The organism is Leucobacter sp. NPDC015123, assembly GCF_043080205.1.
GTDB classification, from domain to species: Bacteria; Actinomycetota; Actinomycetes; order Actinomycetales; family Microbacteriaceae; genus Leucobacter; species Leucobacter aridicollis_A.
On sequence record NZ_JBIBVH010000002.1, the window covers coordinates 347,918 to 368,222 of the forward strand.

At 65.7% G+C, this 20,305-nt stretch carries 15 protein-coding genes; 3 read left to right on the top strand and 12 right to left on the bottom strand.

The features are described from left to right. From ACF07D_RS05360 to ACF07D_RS05370, 3 genes are read right to left on the bottom strand one after another with little or no spacing between them, the layout of a single operon-like run. Window positions 1–1,182 carry a 5-(carboxyamino)imidazole ribonucleotide synthase gene (locus tag ACF07D_RS05360; RefSeq protein ID WP_391504186.1) on the bottom strand — a complete coding sequence of 394 codons (1,182 nt, stop codon included), beginning with the start codon at window positions 1,180–1,182 and terminating at the stop codon, window positions 1–3. A 24-nt stretch (window positions 1,183–1,206) separates the two neighbouring features. Further along, on the bottom strand, window positions 1,207–2,157 hold the full coding sequence (locus ACF07D_RS05365; protein ID WP_119282770.1) for a YihY/virulence factor BrkB family protein: 951 nt from the start codon (window positions 2,155–2,157) through the stop codon (window positions 1,207–1,209). Window positions 2,158–2,217: 60 nt separating this feature from the next. Then, a complete protein-coding gene (locus tag ACF07D_RS05370; protein WP_391504187.1) occupies window positions 2,218–8,484 on the bottom strand; it encodes a DUF5979 domain-containing protein in 6,267 nt (2,088 codons plus the stop codon). Window positions 8,485–8,810: 326 nt separating this feature from the next. Here ACF07D_RS05370 and ACF07D_RS05375 point away from each other — a divergent pair, with 326 nt between their 5' ends. Then, complete coding sequence (locus ACF07D_RS05375) at window positions 8,811–10,454, top strand: sigma-70 family RNA polymerase sigma factor (RefSeq protein ID WP_391504188.1); 1,644 nt, start codon at window positions 8,811–8,813, stop codon at window positions 10,452–10,454. A gap of 109 nt (window positions 10,455–10,563) precedes the next feature. Here ACF07D_RS05375 and ACF07D_RS05380 read toward each other — a convergent pair whose 3' ends face one another. Genes ACF07D_RS05380 through sdhC form a run of 4 tightly spaced genes read right to left on the bottom strand, consistent with a single transcriptional unit; the run spans window position 10,564 to window position 14,093 of the window. Then, window positions 10,564–11,331 (bottom strand): succinate dehydrogenase iron-sulfur subunit, encoded by a 768-nt coding sequence (locus ACF07D_RS05380; RefSeq protein WP_119282767.1) that lies wholly within the window; start codon window positions 11,329–11,331, stop codon window positions 10,564–10,566. A 3-nt stretch (window positions 11,332–11,334) separates the two neighbouring features. Further along, window positions 11,335–13,167, bottom strand: coding sequence for a succinate dehydrogenase flavoprotein subunit (gene sdhA / locus ACF07D_RS05385; protein ID WP_391504189.1), 1,833 nt, complete (start codon window positions 13,165–13,167; stop codon window positions 11,335–11,337). A 46-nt stretch (window positions 13,168–13,213) separates the two neighbouring features. Continuing rightward, complete coding sequence (locus ACF07D_RS05390) at window positions 13,214–13,657, bottom strand: succinate dehydrogenase hydrophobic membrane anchor subunit (RefSeq protein ID WP_119282765.1); 444 nt, start codon at window positions 13,655–13,657, stop codon at window positions 13,214–13,216. A gap of 19 nt (window positions 13,658–13,676) precedes the next feature. Beyond that, window positions 13,677–14,093, bottom strand: a complete 417-nt coding sequence (gene sdhC, locus ACF07D_RS05395; protein WP_119282764.1) for a succinate dehydrogenase, cytochrome b556 subunit — start codon at window positions 14,091–14,093, stop codon at window positions 13,677–13,679. A 186-nt stretch (window positions 14,094–14,279) separates the two neighbouring features. Here sdhC and ACF07D_RS05400 point away from each other — a divergent pair, with 186 nt between their 5' ends. Then, window positions 14,280–15,401 carry a mannose-1-phosphate guanylyltransferase gene (locus ACF07D_RS05400; protein ID WP_391504190.1) on the top strand — a complete coding sequence of 374 codons (1,122 nt, stop codon included), beginning with the start codon at window positions 14,280–14,282 and terminating at the stop codon, window positions 15,399–15,401. 29 nt (window positions 15,402–15,430) lie between these two features. Here the strand turns inward: ACF07D_RS05400 and ACF07D_RS05405 are convergent, their stop codons facing one another. Then, entirely contained in the window at window positions 15,431–15,565 is a 135-nt protein-coding gene (locus ACF07D_RS05405; protein WP_391504191.1) for a hypothetical protein, read from the bottom strand. Between the two features lie 261 nt (window positions 15,566–15,826). Between ACF07D_RS05405 and aspS the strand changes: the two genes are divergently transcribed. After that, window positions 15,827–17,170 carry an aspartate--tRNA(Asn) ligase gene (aspS, locus tag ACF07D_RS05410; RefSeq protein ID WP_391504192.1) on the top strand — a complete coding sequence of 448 codons (1,344 nt, stop codon included), beginning with the start codon at window positions 15,827–15,829 and terminating at the stop codon, window positions 17,168–17,170. 43 nt (window positions 17,171–17,213) lie between these two features. On the opposite strand, the gene ACF07D_RS05415 is transcribed toward aspS, so the two are convergent. Genes ACF07D_RS05415 through ACF07D_RS05430 form a run of 4 tightly spaced genes read right to left on the bottom strand, consistent with a single transcriptional unit; the run spans window position 17,214 to window position 20,263 of the window. Continuing rightward, window positions 17,214–17,750 (bottom strand): hypothetical protein, encoded by a 537-nt coding sequence (locus ACF07D_RS05415; RefSeq protein WP_119282761.1) that lies wholly within the window; start codon window positions 17,748–17,750, stop codon window positions 17,214–17,216. Next, window positions 17,747–18,985, bottom strand: a complete 1,239-nt coding sequence (locus tag ACF07D_RS05420; RefSeq protein ID WP_391504193.1) for a signal peptidase I — start codon at window positions 18,983–18,985, stop codon at window positions 17,747–17,749. The genes ACF07D_RS05415 and ACF07D_RS05420 overlap by 4 nt, the downstream gene beginning before the upstream one ends. Before the next feature lie 46 nt (window positions 18,986–19,031). Continuing rightward, the gene (locus tag ACF07D_RS05425; RefSeq protein WP_391504194.1) at window positions 19,032–19,676 is read right to left on the bottom strand and encodes a SipW-dependent-type signal peptide-containing protein; all 645 of its coding nucleotides are present in this window, start codon (window positions 19,674–19,676) and stop codon (window positions 19,032–19,034) included. Between the two features lie 5 nt (window positions 19,677–19,681). Next, window positions 19,682–20,263 carry a SipW-dependent-type signal peptide-containing protein gene (locus ACF07D_RS05430; RefSeq protein WP_391504195.1) on the bottom strand — a complete coding sequence of 194 codons (582 nt, stop codon included), beginning with the start codon at window positions 20,261–20,263 and terminating at the stop codon, window positions 19,682–19,684. Between the last annotated feature and the right edge of the window lie 42 nt (window positions 20,264–20,305).

Below are 20,305 nucleotides of genomic sequence, written 5' to 3' on the forward strand. Positions count from 1 at the left end.
CTACGCGAACCCGTCTGCCGCCGCGCGCGCCTCGGCGAGCGCGGTTTCGAGCGTGTCACCGACAACAGTCACGTGCCCCACCTTGCGTCCGGGGCGAGGCAGTTTCCCGTAGCTGTGAATCTTCGCGGCCGGGTGCGCTGCAAGCACCGCCGGGTACCGAACTGGCATTGGACCCTCGGCTGGCCCACCGAGCACATTCACCATCACCGCGAACGGCGCGGCCATTGCAGGGTCGCCGAGCGGCAGATCGGTGACGGCGCGAAGGTGCTGCTCGAACTGGCTCGTGACAGATCCCTCGATCGAGAAGTGACCGGAGTTGTGGGGGCGCATCGCGAGCTCGTTGACGAGCACGCGTCCGTCGCGAGTTTCGAACATCTCGACGGCGAGCACTCCGGTTGCGTCGACGCCCTCAGCGACGATCGCCCCGATTCGCGCGGCCTCCACAGCGGTCGCCGGGTCAGACACCGGGGCGGGTGCGAGCACAACATCGCACACGCCATCGCGCTGGATCGTCTCGACGAGCGGCCACGCGCGGGTCTCCCCGGTGGGCCTACGGGCGATGAGCTGCGCGAGCTCTCGGGTGAAGTCAACGAGCTCCTCAGCGAGCAGGAATCCGCCGCGCGCGTCTTCGGCGAGCGCCGCGAACCAGTCGCGCACTTCGTCGGCCTGCGACACGACGCGTACGCCCTTCCCGTCGTAGCCGCCGCGGGCGGTCTTCACGACGGCGCGGCCTCCGTTCGCATCGATGAACGCCTGCAGCGACGATTCGTCGGCGACAGCGGCCCACGCGGGGATCGGAACGCCAAGTGCGGCAAGCTTCTCACGCATCAGGATCTTGTCTTGCGCATATTGCAGCGCGTGCGGGCGCGGGTGCACCTGCTTGCCGCGGCGCTCAAGCTCGGTGAGGATCTCGTGAGGCACGTGCTCGTGATCGAAGGTGATGACGTCGACGGTTTCGGCGAACGCGTACACAGTCTCTGGGTCGCGATAGTCGCCAACCATGTCGGCCGCCCGCTGGGCGCTCATGCCTTCGGTTTCGGCGAGCACTGAGATCTCGAGCCCCAGGTGGATTGCCGGCGGCACCATCATTCGGGCGAGCTGGCCACCGCCGATGACGCCGACGCGGATTGAGGTCTTCGCAGCAGGTTCCTGGTTCTCGCTCACCACACCATTCTGCCGCATTCGCGTCGGGCGCGGAGCCACAAGCTACTCGAAGAGCCTGAAGGCGTCGCTTGGCTCGCCTGACTCCGGAGTCCCGAGCCTTGGATCGAGACCTGTCGCGATCCAAGCGGAGGTGAGCAGTAGCGCCCGACAGATGAAGTTGAACCACAAGAGCAGGCCAACGAAGATCGCGAACGGCGCAAGGAGCGGATTACTCGTCGCACCTCCGAGCAGCGCGGTGCCGAGAAGCTTCAGGCCGAAAAGGGCTGCAGCGCCGACCATGCACCCGGTGATGAGGTTCCACCAGCCGATACGCACCTCGGCGAGGTAGCGGTGAATCGCGACGAGCACGAGCACGTCGAAGACGTACATCGCCCCGTAGCGAACGAATGTGCCGATACCGCCGAAGAACCAGTTGTCGGCGCTGACGCCGAGCCACGACAGCAGGAGGTCCGTGAGGTTCGAGCTCACGAGCACAAGCGCCGCCGACACGATGATCGCGATGAAGAATGCAACGGCAAGCGCAAAGTCGCGCACCTTGAGCAGCACCGCATTGCGGTACTCCTTGACTTCAAGGCCGAAGATGATGCGGATCGACCTGCGAGTTCCGGTGAACCAGTTGATCGCGACCCACACGAGCGACAGGCCGGCGATCACCGATGTCCAGTCGAGCGCGCGAGTCTCGAGGAGCGATTGCACAGGCACCGCCGCGTCTGCACTGCCCTCTCCAAGCAGCCCTGGCACGAAGACGTTGATTTGTTCAATGATCGTGGCAAGCAGTTCTGGCTGGCCGCGCAGCATGATGCTGAAGACGCTGAACCCGACGACGAGGCCGGCAAACACGGCGAACAGCGCTTGATAGCTCATGCCCCCGGAGAGCACGCTTCCCCCGACGTCGGTAAAGTGCGAGAACGTTCGGTACGGCCGGGTGCGCTGAATGCGCTGCCAGATACTCATCCCGCGGGCGATCACACCTGGCCGCGGGCTTGCATTCATGTGAGCGAGTGTAGCGCGGGCGGGAGCACGTTTCATGTCCCCGCCCGCGCGTCACTTCAGCTACTGGCTGTGTCGCGCGGATCGTCGGGCCCGCGCCAAGCCTGCGAACGCCGTGCCCGCTCCAGCAAGCAACACGAGCATCGCAGCAGTTGCGAATGCCCAGACTCCGGCGCTGCCAGTCTCGGAGAGCGGCTCAGGTGCCACAGGCGGCTCCGGAGTGACAGGCGGCTCGGGATCAACAGGCGGTTCTGGATCTACAGGCGGCTCGGGGTCGACGGGCGGCTCGGGGTCGATGGGCGTGTACCCATTCACGAACTGCACTCGCGTCGTCGCAGCGTTGGCGCCCTCACGGATGTGAACCTCAGCCGTCGAGCCGTCAGCAGAAGGGAATACCCCTTCGCCAACGTCAATCGCCCGCACGTTCTCGCCGAATGCGCCGAGCGACCCGGCCTCCACGACCGAACAGTTGGCGCCAATCGGGATGCCGTCGACGGCCACAGCGCCATCGCGTGGCACCCAGACACGCGACTTCTCCCCCAGATCGAGTGCGACTCGCTCGGGCCCGGCGGCCAGACCGCTCGGTACTGTGCAGGCGAGGTCAATCGCGAACTGTTCTGGTGCACGGTCAGCGCCGAGCCCTGTGACTACCTTCGAGATCTCGAGCGTTCCGGTCTTCAGGGTGACTCCCGCGCGCTGCGGCGCGGCGGGGAGGTTCACGCGCACCCCGTTCGTTCCCCACCCGACGACACCGTGCTGGTTCCAGGCGAACTGGCGCTCAGTGAACTGCTCGAGTGTGGGGCGCAGCGCGTCGTCGGTGCCGCCGACGACGTTGACTGTCTCAAACTCGACAAGCACACTCTTGCCAGGCATGAGCGGTGATGCTTCCATGTCAACGCTGATCCGCAGGCCGGCAACCTCGGCAGCGTCGCCAGTGAAGTTCTCAAGTGGCGTCCACTCGTTCGCTGGGTTCGCGGTTGTGTCGGCACACTCTGGGTCGTTGCCCCACTGAGACGTCCCCGGAGTGCCTCCCACACATGCTGCTGCATTCGTGGTGACTTCCGTGGTGTAGCTCGCCCCAGCTGGCAGGCCCGTCACCCGAATACCCGAGAGGTCTGCGAGGACGGGAGCGAATGTACTGCCGCGCGACCCGCCGCCCGCGAGCATCGCGTCACCCGGCGCGCTGAGCATGTCGACGATTGTCATGCGCGACAGCGCGTTCGTGCCTGAGTTGATGCTCTCGAGTTTCCAGGAGTCAGTCGCGCCGACCGCGGTATACGACGCGCATGGGCTGCGCGTGTAGTCGGAGCCGACCGGCACGTAGTTGCCCGGAGCACACTCAGCTCCAGTGGCTGTGTCAAGCGCTCCGGATACGAGCTGTTCGCCAAGCGTCGGCACTGACTCGCCGCTGACTGTCTTTCGCGCTCCAACGACGGTACCGGCTCGCGGCTGCACGTAGTTCGTGTTCGAACACCGGTTCGGTGCGTCGCTCGCGGTCGGAGCCTGCCCGTGTGCTGTGGGTTGTTCACAGACCGCGAGGGGCACACCTGTCTCGACGACAACCTGATTGATCGCGCGGTCGCCCGCGGCGAGCGGCTCCATGATGAGACCGAGGGAGATCTCGACCTTCTCGCCGGGTTGCATGCGGGCATGCTTGCCCCAGTCGAAGACAAGGCTGCGTCCGTCGTCCGAGAGGGTCACGGCTGGCGCGCCGCTCACACCGCTGACCCCGTTTGGCCCCGGCGTACTCGTCGCGGTCGGTGCAACGCCATCCCACGAGAGCGATTCGGGCAGCTCATCGGTCACCTTCGTGATCGGCAAGATACTGGTTCCGACGTTCGTGAACACGAGTTTCCACGGCGCGCTCGCGAGCGCTTCGACCCGGTGGGTCGACGTATCGTTCGGAGCCCGCTTTTCAACTCGAAGGCCGTTCTCCCCCGGCGAGAACCTGACGTCGTCCACGTCGTTCGCGTCCGCCTCACCAAACGTCGTGTTCGTCGCGGTCACCGTCGCGCGATTCACCACGCTGTCGGAGCGCCAGTTCACCTCGGCCCCGGGGCGCAGCTTCACACCAAACATCAACTTCGTGCTGCCCCACGAGGCATTCCACGATTGCGCGCCTGCTGGGAAGACCGTCCCGTCCGCGCGATCAAACACGGCCGCGACGCCGCGCACCTCGCTGAGATCACCCGTGAAGTTCTCAAGGTTCAGCCACTCGTCAGCAACCCTCACCTGCAGGCGTACCCTGTCGGCGCCAGTCGGAAGCGCAGGGGTGTCAAGCGACACGAGCTGGAAACGTTCCCAGAAGGCTGGCGTCGCATCCTGAATCTTCAGCGTGTTGATGGGGGCCGTCGACCCGCGTGGATCTGCGGTGAGCTCCACCCGCACGGTGGCGCCGGGGTCGCTCTCGTAGACGGTGTCGTTCGTCCGGTCCGCGTGGACGACGGACACTGTCTTTTTCAGTCCAACGTTGACGGCTGCCTGGACGAGGGCGACGTTCGCGTCGTCACGCTTCGTTGGCTGCGCAACTGGCGCCACGACCGCGTCCCAGCCGCGCGCGACGGCTTCGTTCGGCACGTTGACGACGCTGCCGAGCTCCCCGCCACGCACGGGTTCTCCGGAGAGCCGCTCGGTCGCCCTGAGCTGCACGTCAAGACGCATCACCAGATCGTCTCCGACCTCGATGCGGTTGCCGTTCGCTGCTGGATCAGTGCCCGAATACGTTGCCGCGATCCCGATAGCGTCCGGGAGCTTGGCGAGGAACTCGGCGTCTCCATCGAGCACCTGCTGCAGGGTCCACACGGAGGTTGTGCCCGCTGGGGTGCCGTCGTAGAGCCAGAGCTCGACTGTGCTCTCGTCGGAGTTGATCGCCGCGGGCAATTTCCCGAAGCTCACCCCTGTCAACGTGAACTCGTTGAAGTGGTTGCCGGATTGCGAGCCAACCTCTGCCTCGAAGTCTCGTCCCGTGAAGGGGCTCGCGTCGATTGTGAGCTCGTCTCCTGAGGCTGGATTCGCCGTGTCGGTCACTCGAATCTTCCCGAGGCGCATACCGCCGTTGGATTCGGCGGGGGCCGTCGACGAGTTCCGGGCAGTGAGCGTGAATCGGGCGCGAGGGTAATCGGCCTGGTCGATCTCGCCCGGGTTCGGGGTCACGAGGCGCACATTCTTGCTGGCATCTCCCCCGGGCAACGGTTCCACCCGCTTGGTGAGTGTCACGTTCGTCGCGCCGTCAAGGATCTGAATCGTGTCGTTTGCCCGCTCCGACACCGGCTGGCCGGTCTCGGGAACCGCGGTCACGCTGAAGACGTTGTCTACGCACCCGTCGCCGCCGCCCTCACAGTTGAACGAGGTGCCCGCCTCCTTCACCCACTTCACGGACCCATTGGCCGTGCGGGCGCGGTCGCGCAGTTGCCACTCAAGGGCGTACTCGCGAATTTCACCTGACGTACTCACGCCTGTCCCCGGCGCGGGCGCGGTGAGATCAGGATCAGCGCCCGCGTGCGCGGCCTCGCGTGCTTCGCGGTTCTCGCCGAGCACGAGTCGGACGCCGAGCGTTGTCGCCCGCTCGTCGGCGGTGAGCGTGTAACCAACGAAGCCCTTCTCGTTCATCCAGCCGCTGCCAGGGGCGGGCACTGCGAGCCACTCGCTCCCGTTCCACAGCTCGACCGCGGTGACGGCGTCCCAGCGCAGCATCGCGTCATGGGCGACGCCGGCGGCATTTCCGGCGAAGTGGATTGGGCGAACGCGCGTCAGGTCGAAGGCCTCGAACACCGTGCCAGCGCCGGAAGCTGTTGGACTCGCAGGATCCTGCAGCAGAACTGTCGGGTAGGTTCCCGCAGTCAGCGCCCACGACTGGGTCGTAAAGGTTGTCGCGCCTGACTGCGAGGTGAGGGCGCCGTGACCCCACGTCTTCTGCGCCCACAGCGCACCGTCATTGCCTGGCCCCGTGCCGGGGCGTGGGCGGACGCCAACCTGTACCTTGCTCGTCTCCGTGCCAGTGACGACGCGGTCGTCGAGCTTACCCTCAGCCGTCACGGTCGCGACGTTCTCGTATTTGACTGCCTGCTCGAAGTCTGTCGCCGTCGGAGTCGTCGCATCGCTCCGCAGCGTCTGCCGCGCGGTGAAGGAGATGTTCGGTTTCACGAGCGTCGTCTGTGAGAAGCCCTCGGCGTTCGTGTACACGAATCTGATGCCCGTCGCACCCGACGGCACATCGATCGGTGTCGCCTCGTCGGGGTTGTGCGCGAGCGTCTTCCATGCGCCGTCCGCGTCCATGTAGCGGATCTCGAGGTCTGCCTGGGTGATCGGGTCGCCGCTGTTCGCTGGGCGTGTGATCGGGGGGAGAATCTGCTTCGCGTCGAAGGCGTCCCAGAAGGTGCCGTCGCCAGTGAGCGCGTCCTCGACAACGATCTCGGTCGGCTTCGTCCGCCCTCCCTCAGTTTTCACTTCGGTGTCGAGTTGGACGACGACGTCCTGGCCCGCAGAGACGACCCCGGGGCCGACACGCTTCGTGATGCTCGTGTCGATGCGGGGCGCGACATACCCGACAGTTGCGCTTGCGATCGAGGTGTCCGGTTCGAGCCCCTCGCGCCCTCCGGTCACGGCGATAACGTTCTTGAGCTTCGCAGTCTGCCCCCCTGGGGCGACAAACGACTCGGCCGAGCTCGAGCCGAGTTCGTACCGCAGCTCGCTCGAGGCGCCTGGCTTGATCGCTCCTGTGAAGGTGAGTTCGAAGCCAGCGACTGTCTTGCCGGCAGCGGGGCCTGGCAATGCGGCTCCGGCGTCGAGGTTGACAGGATCTTTCGTCCCGTCTGAATAGGACCAGGTGAGCGTCGCACCGGTCGCTCCGGCCGGCCACGCGGCCGCGGCGTCAGTCTGACCGAATCCTTCGAAACGGAGCTGGTCCCCGAAGAAGTCCTCGTGTGACCCTTCCGCAGGTTCTGCGATCGTGAGCGAGTCGAGCACAGTGCTCGCGGGCATGTCGCTGTTGATTGCACGCAGCACCACGCCAACGCTATCGCCGGCAGTCACGCCAGTCAGTTCATCGGTTTCGGCGCCACCAGGAGCTGCGAAGAATCGCTTTTGCGCGTCAACTCCGATGACCTGGGGAGACACGGCGAACGGCGCCTCGGCGTCTTTCGAGACAGGATCCTGACCATCGGCAGCCACTGTCGCCCGCACGTCGTTCGCGATCGCATAGCCATCGGAGAGTTCAGCGCCACTTGTGCGATGAGCGGCACGCTGCGTCGCAGCGAACTGCTGCGAGGCGATAGCCCCTGGCGCGATCGTTCCTTCGTAGTTCAGGCGCACGCCCCCGATGTCTGCGTTCGGGATCGATGCGTCCCATGAAACCCAGTTCCACGTGCCGTTGGCGAATCTGTACACGTCGACGGTGGCCGAAGTGGCACCCGTCGGAAGCTGCGTGGTGGGGTCAGCCGGGCTGACGAACCCAGCGAAGTCAATGTAGTTGAACGGATTGCCTTCCGGGAGCTCGGTGGCTCCCTCGGGGGCAAGCTCGGGCCTCGCCGGGTCCTGCAGACTCAACCGTGTCGCGGCGACGTTGGAGGCCTGTGTCGCCCGGATATCGAGTGTCGATTGGGCGCCTGGCTGGTAGCCCTGCGCGGCCGGCGCCCAGGTCTTCGCCGGGGCAACGTCGATGGCGATCGGATTGTCGACGGCGATCACTGCGCTGTCGGCCGCCTGGAGCTCCTGTGCCCCAGCCTTGGCCGTGAACGTAGCCGTGTTTGTCAGATCGCGCCTGAGCAGCGGGTCATCGGCTGCGAGTCCCTCTGGCACTGTCAGCGTGTATTCGAGGACGCCGGTGTCCCGGGTCGACATGCCGAGCCCCTCCGGGTTCGTTGCCCCGGCCTGCACTGGCCGCTCAACGCCGACGCTGATCACCCGCTCCGCCTGGGTCTGTCCAACGATTCCACCGACTGCCCCCTCCGGTGCAGCGCCGTCGGTGACCCCTGGAAGTGAGAGCGTGACGCCTGTGGTGCTTCCGCCGACGAGCGCCGTCAGGCCGCTGAGCTGCCAGCCTGCGAACTCCTCAGGAAGGACGTCGGTGACACGCACCGGGCCATCAGCGTCAGCGTCGTTCACTCGGAACTCGACCCAGTACGTTACCGAGTCGCCCGGCCGGAGATCGCGCACAGCGTCGACGTAGTCGCCATCGCCCTGTTTAATCTTCTTCGCAAGCATGATCGACGCGCCCTCGCTGGCCGCTGCCGGAGCTGCGCCGCTGCTTGCGACAACCGCAGTGCCAACGAGCATGGCGGTCAGCCCACCCGCGAGCAGTTTCGCCAGGGTGCGCCGCGCTTGTTGCCTCACGCGACGCCCCCTGAGATTCCCCAAATTCATGCGTTTCTCCCCTGTGTTCACCGTGTGTCCCCACACACGGAAGTACCCGGCTCCTGGCACTCGGATGCTCCTTGGGGGGATTCCTGACAGGAGCCGGGCAATAAGTAACACGGCGAAACCGCTGAATCGTGACGCTCGGTTGCAAATTAATAAATTTGCGGCGTCTCAACTCGCACATTCCCAGCCGCGTCAGGGATACTGTCTGCGGGGATTCACACGCGCCTTCGGTTTTGGGAGATCGGATGCGCGGCACTCACGCGCGTGAGCGTGTTACGGGTGCGTAAAAGGGGGACTACTTGCGCAAGGAAGCACTCCGGCAGCGCGACGCGATGTCGGATGAGGAATTACTCGGTGTGTGCCGAGCAGGGGATGCCGAGGCGTTTGCCGCGCTCTGGGAACGGCACAGGAAAGCCGGCCTCACGGCGGCGCGCAACATCGCTCCTACGCTTGATCCCGAGGATCTCGTGTCGGATTCATACCTGCGCATCTTCGAGCTCGTGCGCGCAGGCCGCGGGCCAACCGGGGCCTTCAGGCCGTACCTGTATCAAGTCATCAGGTCAGCAGCAGCTGATCGCTTCAGGTCCGGCGAGCAGGCGGGCGTCGAACTACCCGACATTCCCGATCTGCACGAGGCTGCCCCGTGGGAAGACAATGCCTTTGACCTGAACGCTGTCTCCGAGGCGTTCGCCACGCTCGGTCCACGGTGGCAGGCAGTGCTCTGGTACACGGAGGTCGAGGGGATGCCTCCCCGTGAGACGGCAAAACTGCTCGGCCTCTCAGCGAACAGCACCTCGGTGCTCGCGGGCCGCGCACGCGACGCGCTGAAGTCGGCCTGGGTCGAAGCGCACGTGAACCGGGAGATCACCGAAGGCGCGTGCAGGTTCACGCTCGAGCACTTGCAGCGGTTCCAGCGGGACAAGCTCACCGCGGGGCTCACGAGGCAAGTCGCGGCGCACCTCGACGACTGCGAGTCTTGCTCGCGGGCCGCGGGTGAGTATTCGACGCTGAACCGCCAGCTCGGCCTCGTGCTCGCATGGGTGAGTCTCGGCGGTGCCGGTACAGCGGCGCTCGCGAGCCAGCTTGGCCTTGCAGGCAAGCTGGGTGCCGTTGGCGCGGGCATGTCAGGAGCTGCCTCTGGCCAGGGTGGCGGAGCAGGCGGCGCAGCAGGCGGAACCGGGCCTGCGGCATTCGCCTCGAGCCTCGGCAGCGTCGTCGGGTCGATCGGAGTTCCCGCGGCCGTGGGCGGCGCGACTCTGCTCACCCTGGCCGCAGTCGGCGTTGGCGTGGCCGCGTTCGCGCTTCCGAACGTGCTGAGTGCTTCACCTGAGCCGACGCCACAGTCCGAGGTCAACCCTGTCGGCACGGCCTCAGACCCAGGAGGCTCAAGCCATACGGGCGGCGCTGCGAGCTCCGGTTCAAAGCCCAAAACTACCCCCCAAGCGGCGTCCGAGCCCGGAGCCGCGCGAATCGACGAGCTTTCGAACGGGCAAGCAGTGGAGCCACTCGCCGACGCGTCACCTGCTGAGACTAGCCTTGCTGAGAATCCTGCGCCGGCCCTCCCGCCAGCGCCTCAGCCCGACCCTGCGGCTCCCTCGACCCCAAGCAAGCCGCCAGTCACGCTGCCACCGACTCCAAAGCCACCAGTGACGGTTCCGCCCGAGGTCGACCCACCAGAAGTCGACCCACCAGAAGTCGACCCACCAGAAGTCGACCCACCCGAAGTCGACCCACCAGAAGTCGACCCACCCGAGGTGGACCCTCCAGAGGTGGACCCACCCGAAGTCGACCCACCAGAGACTGGCCCGCCCGTCACTGAGTGCCCTGCGGGCTGGTGGCACCCCTGCAACTGGCCGCCGATCTCATGGCCGCCGCATTCGAAGCCGGCAATCGAGGTGTCGACGCTGCCAGCTGCGCCACACGACTCGACGTCGGCCAGCTGAGTCGCCTGCGTTTCGCCGGCGCTCCACGGTGTCGCCACTGGCACCAACGCAAAACGTCCCTCCTACCGAAAGGCAGGGAGGGACGTTTTGCGTTGGCCGGAGCCGGGAGCTAGACAGTCACGCCGGTGCGGATCGCGGCCTTGACCTCGGCGATTGCCTTGGTGACCTGAATGCCGCGGGGGCATGCCTCGGAGCAGTTGAAGGTGGTGCGGCAGCGCCACACGCCTTCCTTGTCGTTGAGGATGTCGAGACGGACCTGCGCGTTGTCGTCGCGCGAGTCGAAGATGAAACGGTGCGCATTCACGATCGCCGCGGGGCCGAAGTATTGGCCGTCGGTCCAGAAGACAGGGCACGACGTGGTGCACGCTGCGCACAGAATGCACTTCGTGGTGTCGTCGAAGCGCTCGCGCGAAGCGATGTCCTGGATACGCTCCTTGCCGGGCTCGGCGGCAGTGTTCGCAACGAGGAACGGCTGCACCTCGCGGAACGACGCGAAGAAGGGCTCCATGTCAACGATGAGGTCCTTCTCGAGGGGCAGGCCCTTGATCGCCTCGACGTAGATGGGCTTTGTGACGTCGAGATCCTTCACGAGCGTCTTGCAGGCGAGGCGGTTGCGGCCGTTGATGCGCATCGCATCCGAGCCGCAGATGCCGTGCGCGCAGGATCGACGGAACGACAGGGTTCCGTCCATGTCCCACTTGATCTTATGGAGCGCATCGAGGATACGGTCCGTCGGATACATCTCGACGTCGAAGTCTTCCCAGTAGGCGTCGCGGCCCGATTCAGGGTCAAAGCGGCGGATCAGGAGCGTAACGTTGAACGGCTTGATTTCTTCCACGGCGTTCTGGCCGGGTGCCTCAGTCGTGACAGCACTCATGGTTTAGTACTTCCTCTCCAGCGGCGGGTAACGCAACTCGCCCTGCTCGTCCTTCACCACGGTGACCGGCTTCCAATCCAGGCGGATGTGGTCCTCGGGGTTCGCCGAATGCGGGTCACCCGTGAGGTAGGCCATCGTGTGCTTCATGTAGTTCTCGTCATCGCGGTCCGGATAGTCGTCGCGCATGTGTCCGCCACGGCTCTCCTTACGGTTACGTGCCGTGTAAGTGAGCACCTCTGCGAGGTCGAGAAGGAACCCGAGCTCGATCGCCTCAAGGAGGTCGGTGTTGTACCGCATGCCGCGATCCTGCACGCCGACGTTCTTGTAGCGCTCGCGCAGATCGTGAATCACGCCGAGCACCTCGGTGAGCGAATCCTCGGTGCGGAACACCTGGGCGCCACGGTCCATTGCTTCCTGCAGTTCACGCCGGATGTCGGAGACGCGCTCGGTACCGGTTCCGTTGCGGAAGCCCTCGACGAGCTCGCGGATCTCCTTCGCGGGATCAGCAGGCAGGTCGACAAACGACGCGGTCTGAGCGTAGTCGGCGGCCGCGTTACCCGAACGCTTGCCGAACACGTTGATGTCGAGCAGCGAGTTCGTGCCGAGACGGTTCGAGCCGTGCACCGAAACGCAGGCGCACTCGCCGGCCGCGTAGAGGCCCGGAACAACCGTGTCGTTGTCCATCAGTACCTCTGCATCGACGTTTGTCGGAATGCCGCCCATTGCGTAGTGCGCCGTCGGGAAGACCGGAACCGGCTCGACGACGGGGTCCACACCGAGGTAGGTGCGTGCGAACTCCGTGATGTCCGGGAGCTTCGTCTCGAGCACCTCTGCGCCCAGGTGGGTGCAGTCGAGGTAGACGTAGTCCTTGTTCGGGCCGGCGCCGCGGCCGTCAAGCACCTCCTGCACCATCGAGCGGGCGACGATGTCGCGCGGAGCGAGATCCTTAATCGTCGGCGCGTAACGCTCCATGAAGCGCTCGCCGCTCGCGTTACGCAGGATCGCGCCCTCACCGCGCGCACCCTCGGTGAGGAGAATGCCGAGGCCAGCGAGGCCGGTCGGGTGGAACTGGTAGAACTCCATGTCCTCGAGCGGCAGACCCTTGCGCCAGATGATGCCAACGCCGTCACCCGTCAGAGTGTGCGCGTTCGACGTGGTCTTGAAGATCTTGCCGAAGCCGCCTGTCGCAAACACGATCGACTTCGCCTGGAACACGTGCAGCTGGCCGGTCGCGAGCTCGTAGGCCACGACACCTGCGGGCTTGCGATCCTTGCCCTCGCCCGTCATGACCAGGTCGAGCACGTAGAACTCGTTGTAGAAGTTGATGCCGAGCTTCACGCAGTTCTGGAACAGCGTCTGGAGAATCATGTGGCCGGTGCGGTCTGCCGCGTAGCACGCACGGCGCACAGCAGCCTTGCCGTGATCGCGGGTGTGCCCGCCGAAGCGGCGCTGGTCGATCTTGCCGTCAGCCGTACGGTTGAAGGGCAGACCCATGTTCTCGAGGTCGATGACCGCGTCGATCGCTTCCTTCGCGAGGATCTCAGCCGCGTCCTGGTCAACGAGGTAGTCGCCGCCCTTGACGGTGTCAAAGGTGTGCCACTCCCAGTTGTCTTCCTCAACGTTAGCGAGCGCTGCAGCCATGCCACCCTGGGCTGCGCCGGTGTGCGAACGCGTCGGGTAGAGCTTCGAGATGACCGCGGTCTTCGCCTTCGGCCCCGCCTCGATCGCCGCTCGCATGCCCGCGCCGCCAGCCCCGACGATTACTACGTCGAACTGGTGGTAGGTCACGCCGTCCTTCACGGTGACGTCTTCGCCCTCATGAGTGTTCGTGGTCACTGGATTCCTAACTTTTCCGAATTCTGTACGTCTCGCTGCGGGCCGATTACTGGGCCGAGCAGAAGGAGGCTACGAGCGCGGGATCAGCCCCGGCCGGGCACGGATCGAAGGTGAAGATCACAAGCGTGCCGAGGAGGATGAGGAGTGCAGCCGACAGCCACACGAGCGTACGGAGCACCTTGTTCAGGCGCGGGCGGACGACGTAGTCGTTGACGATCGTCCGCATGCCGTTCGCGCCGTGAATGAGTGCCAGCCACAGAAGCAGCAGGTCCCAGACCTTCCAGAACGGGTTCGCGAGCTTGCCGCCGACGAAGCCGAAATCGATTGCGCTGATGCCGTCGCCGATCATCAGGTTCGAGAACAGGTGTCCGAATACGAGCACGACGAGCAGAACGCCCGACACGCGCATGTAGATCCAGCCCCACTTTTCCCAGTTGGTGTTCTTCTTCGCCGGGGTCTTCGCGCGGGGCGCGTCAATTGTCATAGCCATGATTATTCTCCGCCCTCGCTTAGTGGCTGAACACGTTCATCAGGTGGCGCGGCAGGAAGCCGGCCATCGTTACGGCCCACATTGCAATGACTACCCAGAACATCACCTTGTGGTACTTGGCGCCCTTGCTCCAGTAGTCAACGAGGATGATGCGCAGGCCGTTGAACGCGTGGAACACGATCGCTGCGACGAGCACCGACTCTCCAAGCCCCATGATGGGTGTCTTGTACGCGCTCATGACGGCGTTGTATGCCTCCGGGCTGACACGAATGAGCGCCGTGTCGAGCACATGCACAAGCAGGAAGAAGAAGATCGCAACACCGGTGATGCGGTGCAAGACCCAGGACCACATGCCCTCGTTGCCGCGGTAGAGCGTACCGCCGCGTTGGGTTTTCTTCTTGGCCGCTGGAGCGGCTTCAGCGGGTAGGGCTGACACGAGCTTCCTCCTTGGTCGTCACGCTGCAAAGTCCAGATTCTTTGAGGAAGCGCCCGATATGCGGGCACGCCACATTGCTGAGAATTCTCTGCGACTTCCATTATGGCACTCTCTCGGGGTGTCTCGAACACCTCGGCGCGCGTCGGCGATACACGATCCCCTATGTGCGGTGATTAGGCTGGCTTCATGACCTCTCCAAACCCCGCGCTCGACAGGCTCACCTGCGTCATCCCCGCAGGCGGAGTTGGTTCGCGCCTGTGGCCCCTCTCCCGCGCGAACGCGCCAAAGTTTCTGCTCGACCTCACCGGCGCGGGCGACTCGCTGCTGTCCGCGACGTGGTCTCGCCTGACGCCCCTCGCGCCCTCCGAGCGCATCATGGTTGTCACCGGAAACGCGCATCGCAAATCTGTACTCGCGCAATTGCCAGACATCCTCCCCGAGAACCTCGTCACCGAAAGCGAGCCGAAGGACTCGTCGGCCGCAATCGGTCTCGCGGCCGCGATCCTTGAGCTGCGCGATCCCGACGCGATCCTGGGTTCGTTCGCAGCTGACCACGTGATTCGCGGTGACGTGCTGTTCCGTCGGGCGGTCGCGACCGCGGTTCGCGCGGCCGACCAGGGTTACATCGCCACGATCGGCATCCACCCGACGCACGCGGCGACTGGCTTCGGCTACATCTCGTGCGGCGAGGCCCGCACTGACCTTTCGCCGTTTGACCTGTACGACGTCACCGAGTTCGTCGAGAAGCCCGACGCAGCAACGGCCGAGGGCTACCTCAAAGCCGGCGGCTACCTGTGGAACGCGGGCATGTTCATCGCGAAAGCGTCTGTGCTGCTCGAACAGATGGCACTCTCCGAGCCCGAGCTCGTCGACGCGCTGCGCGAGATCGCAGCGTCGTGGGGCAAGAAGCGCGGCGCGGAGGTGCGCGAACGCCTGTGGCCGACACTGCCGAAGATCGCCATTGACTACTCGGTCGCCGAACCCGCCGCCGCTGCCGGCAAGATGGTCTGCGTCGCCGCCCACTTTGAGTGGGACGACGTCGGCGACTTCGCCTCGGTCGCGAACCTGCTCACGCGCGGCAGGCCCTCCGATCTCGCCGTGCTCGGCGACGGCGCGCAGGTGCTCTCTGACGCTTCGAGCGGAATCGTCGTCTCGGAGAGCGACCGTCTGGTCGCTCTCGTCGGGATGGAGGACGTCGTCGTCGTCGATACCGCGGACGTGCTACTCGTCACGACGAAGGATCGCGCGCAAGACGTGAAACGCCTTGTCGAGCGGATGAAGGTCTCGGGGGGCGGCCACCTGCTCTAGGGCAGGCGCCCTGCCCTCCTTTTCTCCCTCTACCCCTGCCCCTCGCTCCTCCCCTCCTCCCACCCTTCGCTCCTGCTCCTCCCCTCCTCCCGCACTTCCACCTCCACCTCCACCTCCACCTCCTCCCGCACCTCCACCTCCACCTCCACCCCTACCCTCGCCACAGAGACCTTTCCTCGCAGAATGACCCGATTCCGACAGTAGGAATGGGGTGCTCTTGCAGGGTTGGCGCTGTTCCGCGGCCGACGGACAGGTAGCTCGGGGCCGGGCTGGCTGGGTGACGCGGGGTCAGGCTGGCCGGGTGACTCGAGGTCGGCCCGGACCACCCGGCGTGGACGGGCGCAGAGGCACCGCGCGGCAGGCGTGCGGTGGCCCGCCAGAGGAGTGCACGTTTCACCTCTCCGCCGACCGAGTAGACTGTCGGGGTGACTGAGCGTGTATTGATTAAGGACCTGGCCGCACGCGTTGACGGCCCCGTACGCGTATCCGGCTGGGTTGAGAAGGTACGCGACCAGCGGTACGTGCAGTTTGTCGTGCTCCGCGACGAGTCGGGCGCAGTGCAGCTCGTCAACGGCGGCGTGCTTCGTGAGCCCGACCCCGAGAACCCGCGCTCCGACATCCTGGTGCCCCGCACGGCGACGATCTCCGAGCTCACACACGGCACCTTCGTGACCGTCGAGGGCGAGCTGCAGCACAACGAGCGTGTGAAGCTTGGCGGCGTCGAGATTCAGATCGAGACCATTGAGGTCGTCACCAAGGCACTCCCCGACAACCCTGTCGCAGACGACTCGAACATCGACGTGCGCCTCGACTGGCGCTTCCTCGACCTCCGCCGCCCCGAGCAGAACCTCGTGTTCCGCGTGCAGACAACCTTCTTGCACGCGCTGCGAAACGTCTGGGTTGAGCGCGGTTTCATCGAGATTCAGACCCCGAAGCTCATGGCATCGGCGTCGGAGTCACGCGCAGAACTCTTCGAGGTCGAATACTTCGAGGGCAAGGCGTTCCTCGCGCAGAGCCCCCAGTTCTTCAAGCAGATGGCGCAGGCCGCTGGCTTCGGGGGCATCTTCGAGGTCGGCCCGGCGTTCCGCGCCGACCACTCGTTCACCTCGCGCCACGCGACCGAGTTCACTTCAATCGACACCGAGCTCAGCTGGATCGACTCCCACGAGGATGTCATGGAGATCCACGAGGAGCTCATTGTCGCTGGTCTTACCGCGGTGAAGGAGAAGCACGGCGAGGAGATCCAGAAGCTCTTCAATGTTGACCTGCAGGTTCCGGCTCGTCCCTTCCCCCGCATTCCCCTCGCTGAGGCGAAGGAGATCGTGAAGGCCCGCGGCTACGAGATCCCCCGCGCCGACGCCGACATGGACCCCGAAGGCGAGCGACAGATCGCCGCACACGTGAAGGAAGCCTTCGGGTCAGACTTCGTGTTCGTCACCGACTACGACGTCTCGATCCGCCCGTTCTACCACATGCGCAACGAAGAGAACCCCGAGCTCACCAAGAGCTACGACCTCATCTACCGCGGCACCGAGATCTCGACAGGCGCGCAGCGCGAGCACCGCATCGAGGTGCTCGAAGCGCAGGCGCGCGACAAGGGGATGGACCCAGCCGAGCTCGGCTTCTACCTCGACTTCTTCCGCTACGGCATGCCGTCGCACGGCGGGTTCGGCATGGGCCTGAACCGTGTGCTGATGCTCATGCTCGAGCAGCCCTCGATCCGCGAGACGACGTACCTGTTCCGCGGACCGAACCGCCTGCTTCCGTAGTAGATACAGCAGCAGTAACACCACTGAGTGAGGCCCCCAGGCGCTATGCGCTGGGGGCCTCACTCAGTGTGCAGGTCGGGTTCGCTCCAGCGAGTCCCATCGTCGCGGTGGCAACGAGCCACGAGGATCGCCACCCGCCCGGACCAATGAACCGTACGGCAACGGTGGAGCTGCCACCAAGCAGGCCGCCAAGGAGCCCGCCGCTCGCGACTGTAGAGTATGCACTCGGCGTCCCCGTGGTCGACACGTTGCCGAGAAGAGCTGCGGTGAGTGGAAGCAAGAGCCCACCCGTCGAGTAGCCAAACTCAGCCTGCGCGAGGGTGTATCCGGTTGCTGTGGCGGGAGCCCGCCAGTTGACGGTGACCGTCGGTGACAGCCCGAGCAGGCCCGGCGTAGTGACGCAGGCGGCCGTACTGACTGGCGCGGGAACCGTGAGTGCGGTGAACACCCCTCGCGCAGCCTCTGCATCGGCCCAGGCGGCCTCGGTGTCGCGCGCACCCGGGGCAAGTCCGACGAGCAGCACGAGCGGCAGCGCCGCTGCAAGCGCCCGCCGGCGCCCCCTCCGAGCTAGCGGGCTCACGGCTCTCCCCTTCGTTCTCTGAATGCCGTCACGCCCGACGCTGTCGCGGCGGCGGCGAGACCAATCGCGACCGCCCCGCCTGCGAGGAGCCACGCCGGCTGGACCCCGCCGGTTGCCGGCAGCGCCGCGATAGGCCCCGGCTCCGCTGTCACGACCTCGCTGCCGCCGGCAGCGCGTAGGGTGAGTGTGACTGTCCCCGCGGCGACCTGCGGCACTGTTGCTGAGATCAGGTACCACCGCTCGCTGTCATTCGGGAGCACCGTCACGAGGCGCGGTGCCGCAACGATGTCGATCGTGCCGTCGCCGGAGACTTGCGTCTCAGCGCCCGGGCACTCGCCTGCCAGCCACTCAGTGTCGCACTCGCGGACGTCAAGCCGAAGCCCCAACGAGGCCGCCCCGGCGGCTTCGAGGGTGACCGATACTTCACCGGGCTCGGGCGAGTGTACCCGCACCCCCACTTGCCACAGCACCGGCACTGTCGGCCGCATCGTTCGCATCGCGACAGGATCGCCGATCGAGGTCAGCGTGATGTTCTTCCCCGCCGAAACGGCCCGCACCATGGTCTCGCCAGGTTCATGGTCCGGCCCTGCTCCGAGCGCGGGGGCAGCACCGAGCGGCCCGGCCGCGCCTCCGAGAGCGAGCGCTGCGGTGAGTATGGCGAGGCTCGCCACCGGAGCGGCGTGCCGCGGGCCCGAACGCTCGTCGTCACGCTCGGTGGCCGAGACGCCACTCCCCCGCTGATCCCGCCCTTTCGGCCAGAAGGCCCACGTGACGAGTATCGCGGTTGCGACAGTCAGGGCCCCGAGGACCAGGGGGTTCGAGAACCAGACGATCAGCCGCGCGAGGTGCGGGACCGAGAACACGACGAGGCGTGCGGAGTCAACTGTGTACGGCGCAGGATCATCCGCCTCGTTCGCGTCGCCTCGCATGGTGATCGTCCGCGTTGGGCCGTCCCCCACGATACTCGTCACCCTGTGTGTCACGGGTAGCTGGCCCGGGCGATCAACAGTGATCACATCTCCCACCCTGATATCGGTCGCCGGGATCTCGCGGACGAGCGCGGCGGAGCCTGCCGGGATCGTGGGCGACATCGACCCTGTCTTGAACATGATGATCGAGACGTTCATGAGCGCCCCGAGCAAGACGAGCAGCACACAGAGCGCCCCGCCAAGCGCCGCGACGTTCAACAGCGCATTCGCTGCGATGGCGCGGACGCGCCGCCCGTCTCTCATCATCCTGTGCCTGCCCCTTTCCGCCTGCCAGCGCTCCCCGCATCGTCGGCTAACTCGACGAGGTTCCCGTGAATGTCCAAGTCGCGGTCGCGGTCAGTCCTTGGGCCGCGTTGGGGGTGCCGTCCGGCAGAGTAACCGCGAAGCAGTAGGTCACCGGTGAGCCTCCGGCGGCTGCAAGCGGCTGCGTGGTGCCCGATGCTGTCGACAGTGCGCTGTCGGAGGCCACGACCACCGTCCCGGCTGCGTATGTGGTCGACGTGCACTGGCTCCCAGCGGGAACGGTTCGCACCCCGTACCTCAGGTACGCCCCGAGCCCGGTGCCGGCGACCGTCGCGCCGCCGAGGGCAACGCTGCCTGGCACCGTGGTGTCGGTGGTCGTTCGCACGACGAATCGTGCGAACGTTGTCGTGCCAGGCGACATCGCGGTCGGCGAGATCGCGAACGAGAGCGCCGCGGGCGCAGATGCCGGATGGTCGGCGAACGCCGTCGCATCAGTGGACCCCTGGATCCCGAACTTGCTTGCGGCAAAGGTGCCTTGGGCGGTCTCAGTGTCGGTCCAGGCAGCGAGCGTCATGCTCCCGCCTATCCCCAGTACGAGCGCGCCCGCGAGGAGCGCGCGCACCTTGGTGAACGTTCCGGTCGTGTCTGGTCGACGTCCTCTCCGATGCGACCGCCGGCCGTCTCGCAGAGCCATGATCGCTAGAGTGTCGCGCCAGACTCAGCGCTGAACGTCCAGGTGATCGACCCGTCCGCGCCCTGTGCAAGGGTGTCGTCCGCGACTACTCGGAAGCAGAGGAACGCAGGTGCGGCAAGCGACATGAGCTCGAACGTGGACCCGTTGGCGTTGGTGCCTGCCCCGAAGGCTGCAGCGTCACAGGTCGTGCTCGTCGTGTACACGTAGCTCGCGGTGGTGCCCGGGATCGCGTCACTCACGTCCTGCGCGACTGTCACTTCGGCTTCGTAAGTCGATCCAGGCGAGAGGCGCACCGCGTAGCCGGCGTAGACCTGCGAGCCTGGCGCGAGGTTGTCTGCCCCCACGGCAAAGCTCAACTGCGCGGGATCCCCAGAGGTCGGATTGTCGCTAAACGCCGACCCGTCCTTCGACCCCTCGATGCCAAACGTGCCCGTCCCGAAGACGCCACGCACCCACTCGTTGTCGGTCCACGCGGCGAGCGTAACTGCCGCGCCGACGCCAAGCACGAGCCCACCCGCAAGAAGCGCGCGGGCCTTGGTCCAGCCGCGCCGCGACCGGATAGAAACTTCATTGTTGGTAGCAACCATGAGCAATACCCCTTTGTATCAATCACCCAGCCATCCCCATGA